Consider the following 18,577-nt stretch of genomic DNA (forward strand, 5'->3'; position numbering starts at 1 on the left):
ATTAGGCCATTGCTCTTCTGCAACTCGCATCTCTGTGTTCCTCCCCACCACATAAATCATATTTATTTTTTAATAATGAAACTTATCCCCATAAAATCGGGTCTCATTGAGTTAATATACTTTTAACTTAATTCTAGTAAATTTCATTATGCGCGCACTCGTCACTCTGTTTTTCATTGGGTTAATGACAATATCTAGCCCTGCCCTTGCTCTATTTGGTAACAGCGATAAATCCGCTGCTTTTGCTCCAACAGACAATAGTTTTGTGCCTGTTGATCAAGCCTTCCCATTGAACTTTTATCAACAAGGCAACCAAATATCTTTGGATTGGCAAGTCAAAGAAGATTACTACCTCTACCAAGATCGTATTTCAATCAGTGCAGAAAACGTCACTTTAGGCGATATTCAAATGCGCGATGGGAAACCTTACCAAGATGAATTTTTTGGCAAGGTAAACATCTACACTCAGCCACTGTTTGTTGACGTTCCGCTGAGCGAATACCAAACTGGTGCACGCTTGATTGTGCAATATCAAGGCTGTGCAAAAGCGGGATTTTGTTACCCACCAGAAACCCGAGTGATAGACCTCAGCCCATTCAATACTAATGGCGATAAAACGGCGGCTGATCCACGCCCACCTCAAAAGGCAACCTCAGCAATAACTCAGTCCGAGACTCCTGTTGCCGTAGTGCCATCGACTACTTTGAATCCTAATTCTGCGAATGTCACTCCGGCTTCAAACGATTCAAGCTTAGCCGATAAACTTGGCAATAATTGGTGGACACCTTTCCTATTTCTCGCGCTAGGTGTTGGCCTTGCTTTCACTCCGTGCGTTTTACCTATGTACCCTATTTTAACGGGTATCGTATTAGGGAGCGGCAAGCTCAATCATCGACGAGCATTAGGGCTATCTTTTATTTATGTGCAAGGAATGGCTCTCACTTATACCTTACTCGGGCTAGTGGTTGCTTCCGCTGGAATGCAATTTCAAGCCGCAATGCAACATCCTTACGTATTAATAGGTTTGAGCGTGCTATTTGTTGGGTTAGCGATGTCGATGTTTGGCGTTTATAACTTACAACTCCCAAGCAGCGTGCAGACATGGTTGAACACTCAAAGTAATAAGCAGCAAGGCGGCAATAGTTTCGGTGTATTTGTCATGGGGGCAATTTCAGGGCTAGTCTGCTCTCCGTGTACGACAGCTCCCTTATCTGGCGCACTGCTCTATGTCGCGCAAAGTGGTGATCTACTTACGGGTGGTATCGCCCTTTATGCGCTCGCGATGGGGATGGGGATACCTCTCATATTAGTTGCCGTATTCGGAAATAAGTTACTTCCTAAAGCCGGTGGTTGGATGGATAAAGTGAAAACTGTTTTCGGTTTTATCTTACTCGCGGCTCCAATATTTTTGCTTGAACGTATTCTTCCTGAGTTTTGGTCAACCGTGCTTTGGTCAACACTAGGTTTTGCTGCATTTGGTTGGCTGTATCACACCAAAAACGCCTTACCATTTGGAGGATGGAAACAGAGCTTGATCGGTATTATTGCGGTTTTAGGTCTGTTTGCCTCGGCGCAGCCAGCACTCAACTATTGGTTCTCAGACAGTAGCTCACCACAAACTAGAACAGAAACGACGATCAGTTTTATCCGCGTGAACAATGTTACTGAGCTAGAACACCAACTAGTGGAAGCGAAAAAGTCAGGCAAGCCAGTCATGCTCGATTTCTATGCAGATTGGTGTGTCGCTTGTAAAGAGTTTGAGAAATACACCTTCCACCAGCAAGAGGTTGAACAGAAGCTAAAAGAGTTCGTATTACTCCAAGCCGATGTGACTAAGAACCAGCCACAAGACATTGAATTATTAAAGCAATTGAATGTTCTTGGCTTACCAACTATCGAGTTCTGGGACGGTAAGGGGAACCATGTTCCAAATGCTCGAATTACCGGTTTTATGCAAGCAAAACCTTTTCTTCACCACATTCAAGCTCATAACTTATAAAACAGAATCGACTTTTCAGAGTTAATTGATGCCCGTAATTAAGCCGTTTACCTCTGCGTGAACGGCTTTTTTTTGAATCCAATGCAAGATCATGGGTGCATATGAATAAAAGTCGATATGCTTCAGACTTTTAGTGCATAAATATTGTTCAAAACAGGTTTAGCGATAATAATAAATTTAACTAAATTATAAAAAGTGTATAACGTCATGGATTCGACCTACACCATTATCATTGCCGATGATCACCCCTTATTCCGTAACGCCCTATTCCAGTCTGTACATATGGCGATCAGTGGCGCAAATCTCTTAGAAGCAGATTCACTCAGTGCGCTGCTGGATCTTCTTGCTAAAGGTGAAGAACCTGATCTGCTACTGCTGGATTTAAAAATGCCAGGAGCAAACGGGATGTCAGGGTTAATTCAATTACGTGCAGAACATCCCGATCTACCCATTGTGGTTATCTCTGCAAGTGAAGATGCAAGTGTTGTCGCACAAGTGAAAAGTCATGGCGCATTTGGCTTCATCCCTAAATCGAGCGATATGCGATCACTGATTAGCGCGCTCAATCAAGTCCTCGCAGGCGCCCCTTTCTTCCCCGAAGGATTAATTACCAACAATGCGGCCTGCAATGACCTTGCAGAGAAGATCGCCACTCTTACCCCTCAGCAATACAAAGTGCTCGGCATGCTGTCTGATGGCCTGCTCAACAAGCAAATCGCTTATGAGTTACATGTCTCCGAAGCCACCATCAAAGCGCATATGACCGCAATATTTAGAAAACTCGATGTTAAGAACCGAACTCAAGCGGTCATTGTTTTACAACAAATGGAAAGTGAGCTCTAGACGATCGTCTTAAGATAAATCTTCTCTGATTCCTATTGAACGTTAGACCTTAGGCTAATTTAACAACAAATTAACATCACATTTTACCCCTCCTATCTGATTAAGCGCCCATTTTTCGGGCGTTTTTTGTTTTATTCCTCCCGACTAAAGTTGCACAGATCTCTTGATTTTAGGCTGCTATCTTCTAAATCGTAACATTACGTTAACACGGTAATTATCTACAAAAACAGTTTCTACGAAATGGAATCAAGGAGAAGGTCATGTCGTTCGAATCAACAGAACATGCTCAAGCCTACTGGAAGGAAAACTTGGGGATAATGGGGTCACTACTTGCCATATGGTTTGTCGTGTCATATGGGGCAGGCATCTTATTTGTCGATGCTTTGAATGTCATTCAGTTTGGTGGCTTTAAGCTAGGGTTTTGGTTCGCACAACAAGGTTCAATATATACCTTTGTCGCCTTAATCTTTATTTACGTTGTTCGCATGAATGCGCTCGACAAAAAATACAACGTACAGGAAGACTAGAGGCTAGAACATGGATATTCAAACTTGGACGTTTATATTGGTCGGTATTACCTTTGCGGTATATATCGGTATTGCTATCTGGGCTCGTGCTGGATCAACCAGTGAGTTCTACGTTGCAGGCGGTGGCGTACACCCTGTAGCAAACGGCATGGCAACCGCAGCCGACTGGATGTCAGCAGCATCCTTTATCTCTATGGCAGGTATCATCTCGTTCGTTGGTTACGACGGTGCGGTTTACCTTATGGGGTGGACAGGTGGTTACGTACTACTTGCGCTATGTTTAGCCCCTTACCTACGTAAATTCGGCCAGTTTACGGTGCCTGATTTCATTGGTGAGCGTTACTACTCGAAAACAGCTCGTATGGTAGCGGTATTCTGTGCAATCTTCGTATCGTTTACGTACGTTGCAGGTCAGATGCGTGGTGTGGGCGTTGTATTCTCCCGTTTCCTCGAAGTTGATATTAACCTCGGCATCATCATCGGTATGGGTATTGTGTTCTTCTACGCAGTGCTTGGTGGCATGAAAGGCATCACTTATACGCAGGTTGCTCAATTCTGTGTTCTCATTTTCGCTTTCCTTGTCCCTGCGATCTTTACCTCAATTATGATGACGGGCAATCCACTACCACAAGTCGGTATGGGTTCTACAATTACGGGTAGCGATGTTTACCTACTCGATAAACTGGATGGCTTAACGGAAGAGCTCGGCTTTACCGCTTATACCGAAGGTAATAAGAGCATGGTCGATGTCTTCTTCATCTGTGCGGCTCTAATGGTTGGTACTGCGGGTCTGCCACACGTAATCATTCGTTTCTTCACCGTTCCTCGTGTACGTGATGCGCGTATCTCAGCAGGTTGGGCACTACTGTTCATCTCATTGCTTTACACAACCGCACCAGGTGTTGCTGCCTTTGCTCGTGTAAATATGATTGAAACAATTAATGGCCCGGACATGCAAGGTGTCTCTGGTGAAGAAGCACCAAGCTGGTATAAAAACTGGGAAAGCACAGGTCTTGTTGGCTGGGAAGATAAGAACGGCGATGGCAAGATGTTCTACTCGGGCGATGAGCGTAACGAGATGAAAATCAACCGTGACATTATCGTACTAGCGTCTCCAGAACTTGCAAAACTACCAAACTGGGTTGTTGGTTTACTGGCGGCAGGTGGCTTAGCGGCTGCACTATCAACCGCTGCGGGTCTATTACTGGTTATCTCAACGTCTATCTCACATGATTTACTGAAGAAAGGCTTTAGACCTAACATGACCGACAAACAAGAGTTGCTCGCCGCTCGATTGGCTGCAATGGTTGCGATTGTTGGTGCGGGTTACTTAGGTATTAACCCTCCAGGCTTTGTTGCACAGGTGGTAGCGTTCGCATTCGGTCTTGCTGCGGCGTCCTTCTTCCCTGCAATTATCCTAGGTATCTTCTATAAGAAGATGAACAAAGAAGGTGCGATTGCAGGTATGTTGGCAGGTATCGCCTTCACAGCAAGCTACATTATCTACTTCAAGTTCATCAACCCAGCAGCAAGCTCACCTGAAAACTGGTGGTTTGGTATCAGCCCAGAAGGCATCGGTACGCTAGGTATGTGTCTAAACTTTATTATCTCTATTGCGGTAAATAAAGTAACGGCTGAAGTTCCTGAAGATGTACAAGAGATGGTTGAGTCTATCCGTTTCCCTAAAGGTGCGGGTGAAGCTCACGACCATTAATCCAATAAGGACTGAGCTTGTAGGGAGCTCAGCCCCTCACGGAAACCAAAGCCGATGCCATTGCATCGGCTTTTTCATTCGATATTCAATGAACGATGCTCAGTATGCTTAAATACATAAGGGGCTAAAAATGCAGTAAATGGGATAGTGAGAACAATTCCAACACTTCCTGCTAATGCATTCACCACGGCCAATCCAACCAATGGTAAATTCATAAATTGATTGGCAGGCATATCTAACCCCCAAACCATCATTATGGTAGTAAGGGAGCCACCAGCAAAAGCCAAAATCAATGTGTTGGTCATCGTGCCCATAATATCACGGCCAATATTCATGGAAGCTTGAACTAATTGTTTAGGCGTTAAGCGGGGATCGGTTTGTTGCAATTCGCCATACGCTGAAGCAATCGAAATAGCCACATCCATAACCGCCCCCAAAGCCGCGATAACAATAGTGACAAACATTAACCAACGCACCCCCATCTTTATCGAGGTGAGATAAATAACATCTTCCCCTTTATCAAGATAGATCCCCGATAAATTGGCCATTTCACCAAACCACTGCGCCATAATACCAGCAGCGACGACACCGAGTAACGTGCCTCCCATCGCACATAAACTTTTCCGGTTGGCTCCTGATACAAGAATAAAGCTGACCACAATAATGACCACCATAAGAACTATGCTCATTATCATTGGGTTCCAACCAGCAAAAATACTTGGGACCAGCACCCCAACAATTAAGGCGGCGGTAAAATAAAGTGCCACCATTGAGTTAATGCCTTCTTTACGACCAAAACTGAGTAATAGAGCAAAAAAAACAGCAAGCATAAGATAAATTGAATCTGATCTCTTATGGTTATATGCCCAATATACCGTCCCATTATTGGTTTCTCTGATCATAAGAATGAATACATCATCCTCAGCAACAAAGACATTATGCTGCCGACTCAGTGGGTTATCGACCTCGACAACGCTGCCTTCTTCTACCCCTTCTAATATTTCAGCTGTAAATATTTGCTTCCCTGTCATAATTTCAGGGACTAATCGGTCAGGTGCAATGTTACTTGATACGATATCGATGACTTTAGCTTCAACAAACTCTTGTTTTTGAGAAGATTTTGGACGAAAACTATCGCTCCAATCTGGTGAGAATTGAAATATGATTGTTGAAATTATGATGATAGCGAGGGTGAATCCCCAATTTGTATAGATTCGTTTTAGCATGCTGAACTCTTCATATCGACTTACCAGTAAGTACTATAAAAATCATTACTGGTAAGTAGAAAGGTGCAATGTTTACCACTGCACCTATTACTATTTAGTTAACAGTGATGTTACGGATTACAGCCAGCAACAACTTCGTTAATGTCAGAGTTACCTGCATTTGGGTTCGCAAAGTATGTGCTTGGGTCATTAATATTCAATGACTCAACAATTGCTGGGTATTTCGGGTTTTCCAAATCAATCGACACACAAATTTCCATGTTAGTTAATTGGTCCCAAAGTGCTTTACCAGCGCCCTCACGCAGTTGTGTAATTTCACCACTCGCTTGATATTGAGTAAATTCCCAAGTCGGTTCTGCAGATGTGAAATCGGCTACATTGATACCATTATTTTTCTCAACGTATGCTGTTAGCATATCTCGGATCGCATACACTGGCTCATTGACTGAATCGTAGAATACGTCCGCATCTGTCGCCCAACCATATTTCTTAACTTGAGAGCCCCAACGGTAGCTGTTCATTGCTACTTTATAAGTGGCCGCAGGATCGAAGGCTTCACCTGCAATCTCTGTAATATTGATACGGCTACCTTCTGTAGTAATGGCATAATTTTCATCCATCTCAAGTGCAGGTTTGCTTAAATCAACGGTATACGTTAACTCACCATCAAATTGATCGTACAAGTAAGCTGGCGATCCTTTTTTGAAAGATACCGTCAAATCACCCGCTTTATATTCATTAAAGTATGTGTAAGACCATTCAATGAAATGCTTCAGATTTTCACCCGTCATCTCTACGCCAACTAATGTATTGTCGTATTTGTACAGGTTCGTCGATTTCCCTTTGGTGTAGACTTCATTGTCAACTAAGTTACTTTGATCTGAAAATAGAGAGGCAGCAGAAACAACCGCACCGTTACCAGCACCCACTGCTTTTTCAATTTGATCAATCTGAATTTGGTTAATAACATCCATCAAAGGAGTATCCATCACTTTCGCAGCATGGATAGTCGAGTACAGACGATCATGAGTGTAATTAAAATCAGTAGAAGTTGCTTCGTCAGCGAAACCAGTAGCAGTTGGTGTAAAGTTACCTGTCACTCGACCAAGTTCACGAGTTGCATCTTCAATAGCAATGTCATGAACATATTGGAAACGGCTCTGTAAATCCGTATCTTCAGCAATATTTTTCGTGCCGATATTGGTCATGGTTGTATCAACCATTGTCCATTTATCATCCACTTTTTTGAGTTGAATCTCTGCTTTTGCTAAGTATGAACCCCATTTACCTGGTTCCATAATCTTAACACTCTGTTGGCGTGTCTCTTCGTTGTAATCTGTAGAGATAGTTTTGTCTTCAACTAAGCTGTTATCACCACCAATCGTAGAGCTGTCAGTGCTAATTGAAGTCACTGTGCCATCAGCGTTCACTTGCTCAATATAGTTTGCATGCTCATGGCCTGCTAAAATCACATCAAACTTGTCAGCCATTGCGGCTGCAATATTATGAACACCTGCACCACCTTCACCTTTACGACCTAAGTGAAGCGCACCCACGATGACATCTGGGCTGTATTTCTGAACTAATGTATCTACTGCTTCTTTTGTTGCTTCTAGCTCACTCTCAAATTTTAAACCTTTAAAGTGGTCTGGAGCTGAAGCTTCCCAGTTAGGGACATTTGAAGGCGTTAAGCCAACAACGGCAACTTTTACACCTTCAACATCAAAAATTTGAAATCCGCGAATATAGTTAACGCCATTGCTTTCCCATTTGATATTTGAAGAAAGAACGGCACCATTAAAGTGATCGAGGTTACGGTCAATGAACGAACGTTCAAAGTTAAACTCATGGTTACCAGGTACCCATACATCGAATTCAAGTGCATTCATGCTTTCGACTACAGGGTGCGTTGGATCATCGTTAAATAACTGAGCAGAGTTACCTTGAACGGTATCGCCGATATCGATCAAGATCATATTTGGATTATCGTTTTTCTCTGCTTGTAAGAGCGTTGCCACACGTGTGATACCAGCATCGCTATCGGCGCTGTTTAAAGCGTAGTCATAACCAAATAAGCGACCATGAAGATCCGATGTTGCGCCTATCGTAATCGTAATTTCATCTTGATCTGTAGGGGAGCCTTTAACAATTACATCTGGGGTATTGGTAAGCGTTTTGCCTTCTGCTACTACAGGGCTGTAATCTGATGGAACATCGACATAAACTGTCTCATCATCATTACAACCGGCCATTACACCTACAACGGCCAAACAAAGTAAGCTACGTTTAAATTTTTTCACGACATTTTCCTATTATTATAATGTATAGAGTGGGTAAGGATTCGACTAAATTCATTAATAATAATATGGTTATTAGATGCTATTTTTTGAGGCGCAAACGGTTTACCGATTAAAAAAGGCCCTTATTGTTACACTGTTGCCTTAAAATAATACATTGATCACACCATGTTTTAATTTTTAGAGTATGACGAACTTAATATCAATTCACTCTGTTCAGTATCGTCCTTAACTTCAATGGCTTGACTGGCTTGGCAATGAAACTAAAGCCGTTACCTTTAATTCCATCCATCATGTCATCGGTACGATCTGCGCTAATGATCACGCCTTCAAAACTATCACCCAAACGCAGACGACACTGTTGCAATACCTCAAGCCCAGTTCTGCCATTGTCGAGTCGATAATCAGAGAAAATAACATCGGGCACCCAGCCATACTCTAACGTTTTAAGACTTTGCATTAAATCGGTCGCGGTTTTCACTTCACATCCCCAACGAGCCAATAAATCCTCCATCCCCAGTAAAATCTCCGTTTCATTATCGACACACAACACTCGAATATGATTAAGGTCTGAATTTGTTTCCTGTTTCAAGGCTTGCTGCTCGGGTTCCACATACTGTGACTTCTCTAGCGTCAGAGAGAAGACGCTGCCTTTATCTGGCCATGAACGCATTGATATTTGATGATCCAGAACATGAGCAATCCCTTTTGAAATCGCAAGACCAAGCCCTAACCCTTGATCGGAACGAACTTGGCTACCTCGGTTAAACTCTTCGAATATTTCTTGCTGTTTATCTTGCTCGATTCCAATGCCGTTATCCCACACATCAATGCGAACTTGACCTTTCACTCGCCTTACCCCAAGAACCACTTTGCCTTTAGGGTTGTATCGAAAGGCGTTGGTCAGAAAGTTTTGCACTACCCGTCTCAGTAATTTAGGGTCAGACATGACATACAACGAAGAGGGCATCATGTGGAAATCGATCCCTTGTTGCTTGGCGAGAGCACTGAAATCAGCATTTAAATTGGCTAAGACATCATTAATTGCAAAGCTGTGTACATTTACGTCCATCTTTCCAGATTCTAACCGTGAAATATCAAGCAAGTCGCCAATCAAATCTTCCCCTGCTTCCAATGCACTTTCAATGTAACTGGCCAAGCGCTTCACTTCTTTATCTTGCGCGACTTCGGTTAATGAAGATGCAAACAGACGAGCCGCATTCAACGGCTGCATAAGATCATGGCTCACCGCCGCCAAAAATCGTGATTTAGACTGCGACTCCAGTTCGGATTTTTGAGTCGCTGAGACTAATTTTCGGTTCAGGGTTTCTAGCTCTTGAGTCCTTTCATGCACACGAAACTCCAACGTCTCATTGGCATCTTTTAGTGCCTTTTCGGCCTCTCTAAATACGGTAATATCGGTAAAGCTCATCACAAACCCACCGCCCGGCATAGGGTTACCTTGCACTTCAATCACTCGTCCATCCGCTCGGGTTCGAGAAGAGGTGTGCCGAGAACCTTGCTCTAAATGATAAACCCGACGCTTAACATGCTCTTCTGGATCTCCGGGCCCACATAAACCTTGCTCTGCATTATGGCGAATGACATCTGAAATCGGTCGCCCAACTTGAATGAGCCCAGCCGGAAACTCAAACAACTCTAAATAACGCTGATTCCAAGCCACCAGCCGTAGCTGTTTATCCACCACGGCGATGCCTTGGCCTATGTGTTCAATCGCCCCTTGCAGTAACCCTCGGCTAAAGTCATACAGTTCAGACGCTTCATCGACAATGGTCGCCACTTCCTCTAGCTGCATGTTTTTACCCTGCAATGCCGAAGTAAGCACTAACTTTGCAGACGAGGCTCCAAACACACCAGCCAACACTCTTTCGGTATGCCGAATCAAACCGGAAGGGGCTTGCTGATTGGGCAATAGTACCTTGCTGTGCTGTGTCCAGTAGTGCTTGAAGGCAGTTTTCACTCGCTTTCGTCCAACAAAACGAGATGCCAACATTTCTAGTTCCGCGACCGTAACACGGCTTTGATACAAGCTGATGTTTTCGTTTTCTGGCATCGGTGTGCCAACAAAGGAAGCCGATTGTAAGCGCTCACTTAGGCTTGGACGAGTGACCATGGAGATCAACACGTAGCAGAGTGCATTTAACGTCACACTCAGAACGATGCCCCAATCCGAGGCTTGAAGGTTAAATTGAGCCAGAAACTCAGGCGGTGTGATCACCCACAGCAGCACATTACTTCCAGCGTCTCCAGCGAGCATGTCGGTCTGGCTCATTAAGGTCATCAACCAAATAATGAAACCCACAAGCAACCCGACATAAGCACCTTTTCGGTTCCCCTGTCGCCAATACAATCCGCCAATGAGTGCCGGTGAAAATTGTGCAATTGCGGCAAATGATAGGAAGCCGATAGCGGATAAAGAGTGAATGCTGTCGAGAACTTGATAGAAGCCCCAAGCACCAAGAAGCAGTAACAAAATGAGCGCCCGACGGATCATCAGTAACAGGCCAGAAAAGTGTTGGTGAGTACGCTGAGTTAAACGCATTCTTCTCAGCAAAAGAGGCATCACCAAGTCATTGGAAACCATGATTGCCAAGGCGATGGTCGATACAATCACCATACCGCTGGCCGCCGAAGTTCCACCTAAAAACGCCAAAAGAGCAATGTCACTGGCTCCGACCGCCATCGGAATACTGATTACGAAAGTATCAGCAGGACTTGAGCCGAGTAAACCTTGTCCGACCCAAGCGATAGGCAGCACAAACAGCCCCATCAAAATCAGATAAATCGGAAATAACCAACGCGCGGTGTGCAGATCTTGCGCGCGTTCATTTTCAACCACCATCGTATGAAATTGGCGTGGTAAGCAGACAATCGCCAGCATGGTTAAAATAGTATGGATGATCAGTGTCGGTATATTAGGGGATTGATAGGTCAGCGACGCAATCTCAAACAGATCAATACTGTCCCGATTCCACGCTAAATAGATGATAAAGCAGCCGACCGTCAGAAAAGCAACCAGCTTGATGATGGATTCAAATGCCACCGCCATCATCATGCCTCTATGATGCTCGGTATTATCAATATGGCGGGTGCCAAACAGCATGGTAAAGATGGCAAGTGCCCCGACAACAAACCAAGAGACATGATAATTACCATATCCGAACTGTTCGGCTAACTGAGGGGCAACAATATCCAACCCCATGGTAATTCCACGAAGTTGTAACGCGATATAAGGCAAAATGCCCACCACCGCAATTAACGTCACCGCCACCGCTAAGCCTTGAGATTTACCATAACGGGCAGCAATAAAATCCGCTATCGACGTAATATGTTCACGCTTGGCAATTAGAATCAACCGAGCGAGGAGTCGCCACCCTAAGGTGAAAACAAGAATTGGCGCGATATAGATGGGCAAGAATGACCACGGGTTATTACTGGCTTGGCCTACGGTGCCGTAAAAGGTCCATGAGGTACAATACACCGCAATCGACAGGCTATAAATCCAAGGTCGCCAACGTGCTAACCACTTGGTTTGCCGATCACCATACCAAGCGATCAAAAACAGCACACCCAAATAGGCGAGAGAAACAGGAACGACAATCCAACCTTGCATCCAGTATATCCTTGTTTTCACACCGCCCAATTAACCGCGCGTCAGCTGTTACATCAAGTGGCGTTACAGTCCATGTAACAAAAAAGCCAAAGCAATCATCATGCTCTGGCTTTTCATTTAACTAAGGATAGTTTTTGAACTCAATCAACTGACTCTAATTCTGTGGTTTAGGCTCAGATTTTGTGGCTAAAATTGCATCATCTTGTGTATCCGTTGCATCCACTCGCACAAATAGAGCCAATACCCCCATCAATGCCATCCCCCAGAATACATTGGCACCCCACTGTTCATACCCCCAACCACTTAATGTCGTCATCAGTGCAATTACCGCCCCTAATGGAAGTGCATTATACAGTGCCTGTAGTGCCACCATTTTATGCTGTGGTGCCGATTGGATATATTGAATGGCCGCGATATGAGCAAGCGCAAAAGTCACACCGTGCAGCAACTGGATAACAACCAGAGCCACCAGCATCGTCGTTGAAGCCGTTAACCCCCAACGAGCAATCACACCAAAAGAAGCAACCAAAAATAGCGTTCGTAATGACCAACCAGAAAATAAGCGTTTACTGAATGCGAAAACTGCAACTTCGGCTACCACCCCAAGACTCCATAGATAGCCGATGATGACTTCGGAATGCCCTGCTTCTTTCCAATAAATAGCACTAAAACTGTAGTAGGCGGCGTGGCTTCCTTGAATCAAAGCAATTAAAGTCAGAAAGCGGATAATCGGCCACTCTTTGAGTAACTCTGTCAGTTTCGGTCTTTCTGCATGCTCTTCATGTTCCGTCACAGGCATCACATTAGGGTTACGCATTGCGACTAGCATAGAGAACAACACCCCTGCCATTGCGGTATACAAAATCATATCCGAACCATACTGCGCGACTAAAAAACCAACCGCAGTTGAACCAGCAATAAACGCAATTGAGCCCCACAAACGAGTGCGCCCATAATCAAGCATCTTTAAGCGACTGTAATAGTTTGCCATGGCATCGGACAACGGAATAATGGGACCACAACATAGGTTGAATAAGATCGTCGCAGCCACCATGAGCAAGAAACTGCCACCAGTGAAAAAGTGAAAACCAACAAAAATTAACGCTGCGAAGCTTAACCACCGAAGGGCGGGCATCAAATGTTCCACTTTATGAATCCGTGGCGTTAACACTAAATTCGCCACACAACGGGTTGCAAAACCAATCCCCATTAAAATACCGATATCGGTCGGCGATACACCTTGCCCCTCAAACCATAGCGCCCAAAAAGGCAGATACACCCCATACGCAAAGAAGAAACCAAGAAAATACTGAGAAATCCAGCCATAAGGAGAAGGGTTAAACATTGGCGTGTCCTACAAAAAGTCACATGGGAAGAAAGATCCGCGCAATTATGCACTGTCAGACAACATGAAAAAAGGGAATAAAATCGTAAGCGTATTTCCGCATTCTATAAATCAAACAATAAGGGCGATATTTTTCTCTCAGAAGAGAAACAAATTTCGTTATTAGACCAAAGTCGTCTGGAGGTTAAACGGTATTTTGCCACACTAGAGTCAGCCTCTTAATGTAAGTGAACTCTGCTATGCCTGAAAAATTCAATATGCAAGCGCCTCCTTTTGACCGACTCACAGAAAAGCAGCAGCGAACGCTACGCGCTTCATTAGATGTCGCTTACTATCGAGATAAAGAGACCATCATCGCCGCCGAGCAGCCGTCCCATTACCTTTATATTTTAATTAAAGGGGCCGTAGAAGAGCGATCTGCAGATGGCAAAGAGGTTTTCGCTCACTACGCTAACGACGATATGTTTGATGTTCGTGCGCTATTTGATTCTCACACCAAACACCAATACATCACCCTAGAAGATACGCTGTGCTATTTACTGTCCAAAGAGGTATTCATTGATCTCTATAATCAAAACGGCCAGTTTGCCGCCTATTTTGATAACAACTTAGCCAAGCGACAAGCGTTAATTGAATCGGCTCAGCAACAGCAAAATCTTGCCGAATTCATTCTAACCAAAGTGGATGCCAGCATTTATCACCCCCCAATGATTTTGCAACCAGATCAGCCGATCAATGACGTCACCAAGCAGCTAAAAGAACACGCTTTAGATTCAGCACTTGTTCAACTGTCTGAAGACGACCCTCGACGCATAGAGAACCCAACCCTTCACCCTTATGCGATCGTGACTCGGACCAATATGCTGCATGCGGTCATGCTAGATCAACGTCCACTCGATACACCCGTCAGTCAAATCGCCACCTTCCCTGTCTTTCATGTCGATGATGGTGATTTCCTATTTAACGCCATGATCACCATGACTCGTAACCGCATGAAACGCGTGATGGTATGCGATGGAAATGAAGCGGTCGGCATGCTCGATATGACTCAAATATTGAGTTCATTCTCTACCCATTCGCACGTGCTAAGCCTGACGATTGCACGAGCATCCAGCGTTGAAGAGCTTGCACTGGCTTCCAATAAACAACGACAATTGGTTGAAAGTTTATTGGGCAATGGCATACGTACTCGCTTCATCATGCAACTCATCTCGGCGGTCAATGAGCAGATCATAGAGAAAGCATTCGAACTCGTGGTTCCACCAGCTCTGCATGATCAGTGCTGCCTTATCGTGCTTGGTTCCGAAGGTCGCGGCGAGCAGATCATCAAAACCGACCAAGACAATGCGCTCATCCTTAAAGATGGATTACAGTGGCAACAGTGTGAATCGGTCATGAATACTTTAACCCACACGCTGCAACAGCTTGGTTACCCACTCTGCCCCGGTAATGTCATGGTGAATAACGAAAAGTGGGTGAAGAGCCAAACAGAATGGAAGGCGACACTGTCAAAATGGGTAAAAAAGGCGCGTTCAGAGCAAGTGATGGATATTGCAATTGTCGCCGACGCTCATGCCGTGGCGGGAAATAGAGAGCTCTTAGCACCGATTAAAACGCATTTAAGTGAACTCATGGCGGATCAAGAGCTAATCCTCATGGAGTTTATTCGCCCTGCCTTAAATTTCTCCGTGCCACTCACCCTCTTTGGCAATGTGAAAAAATCAAAATCAGGCGTCGATATCAAGCAAGGGGGTATTTTTCCGATTGTTCATGGTGTTCGGGCTTTGAGTTTAGAGCACAAAATCAGGGTGAATAACACATTTGAACGTATCGACGCTTTAGTCCAACAAAAAGTATTGGAGCAAGAGACCGCGGACAATCTCAGTGAAGCTCTCAAACAGTTCTTTAAGCTACGTCTGGCTCAGCAACTTTCAGAACAACATAGCGGCAATAAAATCGACATTAAGCTATTAGAGCGAACCGAACGTGATTTGCTTCGCCACAGCTTGCATGTGGTCAAAAAGTTTAAGCAATGGCTTGGCTATCACTACCAAGTGAGAGATTAAACCAATGAACTGGCTCTCTCGAAAATGGTGGCACTATAAACTGCAAGGCTCCGCTTATCAGTCGCTATTCGCTGCGCCACAACAAGGCGAGTTTGTCTCTTTAGATTGTGAAACGACCAGCTTAGATCCCAAGCGAGCCGAACTCGTCACCATTGCCGCCACTAAAATTATCGATAACCGGATCATCACCAGTCAACCTTTTGAAGTTCGTTTAAGAGCCCCACAATCGCTAGATTCTGGCTCAGTAAAGATTCACAAAATACGCCATCAAGATCTTCTCGATGGCGTCAGTGAAAAACAAGCCTTAGAGAAACTACTCGCCTTTATCGGCAATCGACCGCTTGTCGGTTATCACATCCGCTACGATAAAACGATTCTCGATATCGCGTGTAAAAAACAACTCGGCTTCCCCCTCCCCAATCAGTTGATTGAAGTCAGTCAAATCTATCATGATCAGCTCGAAAAGCGGCTGCCAAATGCCTATATCGACTTAAGCTTAGATGCGATCTGTAATCACCTTCAGTTACCCATTCAAGACAAACATGACGCACTACAAGATGCGATATCTGCCGCACTGGTTTTTGTTCGCCTGACCAAAGGTGACTTACCCGAATTCACATCAGCTTACTTTAAACATTAACCCTATCTGCCAACTAAAACCCGCAGGAGCCGATCGACCTCTCATTTATAACCTAGTTAACCTCCCGATAATTAAGCATAAATCTCACACTCATCCTAAAGTCTAATTGTAGAAACTCGCCTACTGGCAGAGAGTTATAGGCATAGCGGTATTCAATATCAAACAATCACAACAACGCCTAAACGGAATTTGCCCAGAAGATAAAAGATCAAGGCACAAGGAGAGATGCAATGAGTGAAGCCCATATTTATCCAGTAAAAGAGAACATCAAAGCGCAAACCCACGCCGATGAAGATACCTACCTAGCGATGTACCAGCAATCCGTTTCAGATCCAGAAGGATTCTGGGGCGAACACGGGAAAATAGTAGACTGGATTAAACCCTTTACTCACGTAAAAAGTACGTCTTTCGATACGGGTCATGTTGATATTCGCTGGTTTGACGACGGTACACTCAATGTGTCAGCCAACTGTATTGATCGCCACCTAGCGGAACGCGGTGATGAAGTGGCGATTATTTGGGAAGGCGATGACCCAGCCGATGATAAAACCCTAACCTTTAATCAACTCCACAAAGAAGTGTGCCTGTTCTCAAACGCTCTCAAAGAGCAAGGAGTTCGTAAGGGTGACGTCGTCTGTCTTTACATGCCAATGGTGCCCGAAGCGGCTGTCGCCATGTTAGCTTGTACTCGTATTGGCGCAGTCCATACCGTCGTATTTGGCGGGTTCTCACCAGAAGCACTTTCAGGTCGTATCATTGACTCTAATTCAAAAATTGTTGTCACTGCGGATGAAGGTGTTCGTGGTGGGCGAGCAGTACCTCTGAAGAAAAACGTCGATGAAGCGCTGACTAACCCTGATGTAAAAACCATTGATAAGGTCATCGTATTCAAACGTACTGGCGGTGATGTGAAATGGCACGATCATCGTGATGTATGGTGGCATGAAGCAACATCAACGGTTTCTGAAATTTGCCCCCCAGAAGAGATGAAAGCGGAGGATCCACTATTCATCCTCTACACATCCGGCTCAACAGGCAAACCTAAAGGCGTGCTGCATACCACAGGTGGATACCTCGTCTATGCCACAATGACATTCAAATATGTCTTTGACTACCAGCCAGGCGAAGTGTTCTGGTGTACCGCCGATGTGGGTTGGATTACAGGGCATACTTATCTCATTTATGGCCCACTTGCCAACGGGGCGAAAACCATTCTGTTTGAAGGTGTTCCTAATTACCCGAACACCAATCGCATGAGTAAAGTGGTCGATAAACACCAAGTAAATATTCTTTATACTGCGCCGACTGCTATCCGAGCATTAATGGCGAAAGGTAACGAAGCGGTTGAAGATACCTCACGTAGTAGCTTACGCATCATGGGATCGGTTGGTGAACCGATTAACCCTGAAGCATGGGAGTGGTACTACAAAACCATAGGTAATGAAAATTCACCGATTGTTGATACTTGGTGGCAAACAGAAACAGGCGGGATCCTCATTGCCCCACTACCAGGAGCAACCGACCTAAAACCGGGGTCAGCCACTCGCCCATTCTTCGGTGTACAACCGGCGTTAGTCGATAATATGGGGAATATCATTGATGGCGCCGCTGAAGGTAACCTAGTTATTCTCGATTCATGGCCAGGCCAAATGCGTACCGTTTATGGCGATCACGAGCGTTTCGAACAGACCTACTTCTCAACGTTCAAGGGCATGTACTTCACCAGTGACGGTGCAAAACGAGACGAAGATGGCTATTACTGGATCACCGGTCGTGTGGATGATGTTCTCAACGTATCAGGTCACCGAATGGGGACCGCTGAAGTCGAATCCGCACTCGTCGCATTCGATAAAATTGCTGAAGCTGCAATTGTTGGTGTGCCACATGACATTAAAGGCCAAGCCATCTACGCTTACATCACTCTTAATGATGGTGAATTCCCAAGTGCAGAGCTGCATAAAGAAGTCAAAGATTGGGTTCGTAAGGAGATTGGCCCGATAGCTACGCCAGACGTACTGCATTGGACTGACTCCTTACCAAAAACACGTTCAGGTAAAATCATGCGTCGCATTCTGCGTAAAATCGCTACCGGAGACACCAGTAACCTCGGAGATACATCCACCCTTGCCGACCCGAGTGTTGTTGATAAGCTGATCGCTGAAAAAGCAGAACTTGCTTAAGACATATAATTAATCACAAGCCGCCAGTGTATTGGCGGCTTTTTTGATCCATTCCAGCTCACAAATATCCGTATTAAATGGCAGGATAACGACCATTTTTGTTAAC

At 44.6% G+C, this 18,577-nt stretch carries 11 protein-coding genes; 7 read left to right on the top strand and 4 right to left on the bottom strand.

Annotated elements, in window-relative coordinates:
- Nucleotides 1–148 precede the first annotated feature (148 nt).
- The 4 genes from F0249_RS14830 to F0249_RS14845 all read left to right on the top strand — a co-directional run bounded on the left by F0249_RS14830 (nucleotide 149) and on the right by F0249_RS14845 (nucleotide 5,083).
- Entirely contained in the window at nucleotides 149–1,999 is a 1,851-nt protein-coding gene (locus F0249_RS14830; protein ID WP_171757079.1) for a protein-disulfide reductase DsbD, read from the top strand.
- Nucleotides 2,000–2,206: 207 nt separating this feature from the next.
- Nucleotides 2,207–2,842, top strand: a complete 636-nt coding sequence (locus tag F0249_RS14835; protein WP_171757080.1) for a response regulator transcription factor — start codon at nucleotides 2,207–2,209, stop codon at nucleotides 2,840–2,842.
- A gap of 260 nt (nucleotides 2,843–3,102) precedes the next feature.
- Nucleotides 3,103–3,369, top strand: a complete 267-nt coding sequence (locus F0249_RS14840) for a DUF4212 domain-containing protein (RefSeq protein WP_017053207.1) — start codon at nucleotides 3,103–3,105, stop codon at nucleotides 3,367–3,369.
- Nucleotides 3,370–3,379: 10 nt separating this feature from the next.
- The gene (locus F0249_RS14845; RefSeq protein WP_017053206.1) at nucleotides 3,380–5,083 is read left to right on the top strand and encodes a sodium:solute symporter family protein; all 1,704 of its coding nucleotides are present in this window, start codon (nucleotides 3,380–3,382) and stop codon (nucleotides 5,081–5,083) included.
- Nucleotides 5,084–5,157: 74 nt separating this feature from the next.
- On the opposite strand, the gene F0249_RS14850 is transcribed toward F0249_RS14845, so the two are convergent.
- The 4 genes from F0249_RS14850 to F0249_RS14865 form a co-directional block, all read right to left on the bottom strand.
- Entirely contained in the window at nucleotides 5,158–6,309 is a 1,152-nt protein-coding gene (locus tag F0249_RS14850; RefSeq protein ID WP_171757081.1) for a YibE/F family protein, read from the bottom strand.
- Nucleotides 6,310–6,419: 110 nt separating this feature from the next.
- Nucleotides 6,420–8,609 (bottom strand): 5'-nucleotidase C-terminal domain-containing protein, encoded by a 2,190-nt coding sequence (locus F0249_RS14855; protein ID WP_171757082.1) that lies wholly within the window; start codon nucleotides 8,607–8,609, stop codon nucleotides 6,420–6,422.
- A 199-nt stretch (nucleotides 8,610–8,808) separates the two neighbouring features.
- Nucleotides 8,809–12,240 (bottom strand): PAS-domain containing protein, encoded by a 3,432-nt coding sequence (locus tag F0249_RS14860; RefSeq protein ID WP_171757083.1) that lies wholly within the window; start codon nucleotides 12,238–12,240, stop codon nucleotides 8,809–8,811.
- A gap of 154 nt (nucleotides 12,241–12,394) precedes the next feature.
- Nucleotides 12,395–13,585: a 3-phenylpropionate MFS transporter gene (locus F0249_RS14865; protein ID WP_113795417.1), complete on the bottom strand. Its 1,191-nt coding sequence runs from the start codon at nucleotides 13,583–13,585 to the stop codon at nucleotides 12,395–12,397.
- A 239-nt stretch (nucleotides 13,586–13,824) separates the two neighbouring features.
- Here F0249_RS14865 and F0249_RS14870 point away from each other — a divergent pair, with 239 nt between their 5' ends.
- From F0249_RS14870 to acs, 3 genes are all read left to right on the top strand, one after another.
- Nucleotides 13,825–15,651 (top strand): DUF294 nucleotidyltransferase-like domain-containing protein, encoded by a 1,827-nt coding sequence (locus tag F0249_RS14870; protein ID WP_171757084.1) that lies wholly within the window; start codon nucleotides 13,825–13,827, stop codon nucleotides 15,649–15,651.
- A 4-nt stretch (nucleotides 15,652–15,655) separates the two neighbouring features.
- Nucleotides 15,656–16,291, top strand: a complete 636-nt coding sequence (locus F0249_RS14875) for a 3'-5' exonuclease (protein WP_017053202.1) — start codon at nucleotides 15,656–15,658, stop codon at nucleotides 16,289–16,291.
- A 230-nt stretch (nucleotides 16,292–16,521) separates the two neighbouring features.
- On the top strand, nucleotides 16,522–18,471 hold the full coding sequence (gene acs / locus F0249_RS14880) for an acetate--CoA ligase (RefSeq protein WP_171757085.1): 1,950 nt from the start codon (nucleotides 16,522–16,524) through the stop codon (nucleotides 18,469–18,471).
- Nucleotides 18,472–18,577: the final 106 nt, after the last annotated feature.

This window comes from Vibrio sp. 03-59-1, assembly GCF_013114135.1.
Classification (GTDB): Bacteria; Pseudomonadota; Gammaproteobacteria; order Enterobacterales; family Vibrionaceae; genus Vibrio; species Vibrio cortegadensis.

Bases quoted from the DNA above. Each gene is read 5' to 3' on its own strand.
- F0249_RS14830 (WP_171757079.1), top strand. From the start codon at position 149: ATGCGCGCACTCGTCACTCTGTTTTTCATTGGGTTAATGACAATATCT.
- F0249_RS14835 (WP_171757080.1), top strand. From the start codon at position 2,207: ATGGATTCGACCTACACCATTATCATTGCCGATGATCACCCCTTATTC.
- F0249_RS14840 (WP_017053207.1), top strand. From the start codon at position 3,103: ATGTCGTTCGAATCAACAGAACATGCTCAAGCCTACTGGAAGGAAAAC.
- F0249_RS14845 (WP_017053206.1), top strand. From the start codon at position 3,380: ATGGATATTCAAACTTGGACGTTTATATTGGTCGGTATTACCTTTGCG.
- F0249_RS14850 (WP_171757081.1), bottom strand. From the start codon at position 6,309: ATGCTAAAACGAATCTATACAAATTGGGGATTCACCCTCGCTATCATC.
- F0249_RS14860 (WP_171757083.1), bottom strand. From the start codon at position 12,240: ATGCAAGGTTGGATTGTCGTTCCTGTTTCTCTCGCCTATTTGGGTGTG.
- F0249_RS14865 (WP_113795417.1), bottom strand. From the start codon at position 13,585: ATGTTTAACCCTTCTCCTTATGGCTGGATTTCTCAGTATTTTCTTGGT.
- F0249_RS14870 (WP_171757084.1), top strand. From the start codon at position 13,825: ATGCCTGAAAAATTCAATATGCAAGCGCCTCCTTTTGACCGACTCACA.
- F0249_RS14875 (WP_017053202.1), top strand. From the start codon at position 15,656: ATGAACTGGCTCTCTCGAAAATGGTGGCACTATAAACTGCAAGGCTCC.
- acs (WP_171757085.1), top strand. From the start codon at position 16,522: ATGAGTGAAGCCCATATTTATCCAGTAAAAGAGAACATCAAAGCGCAA.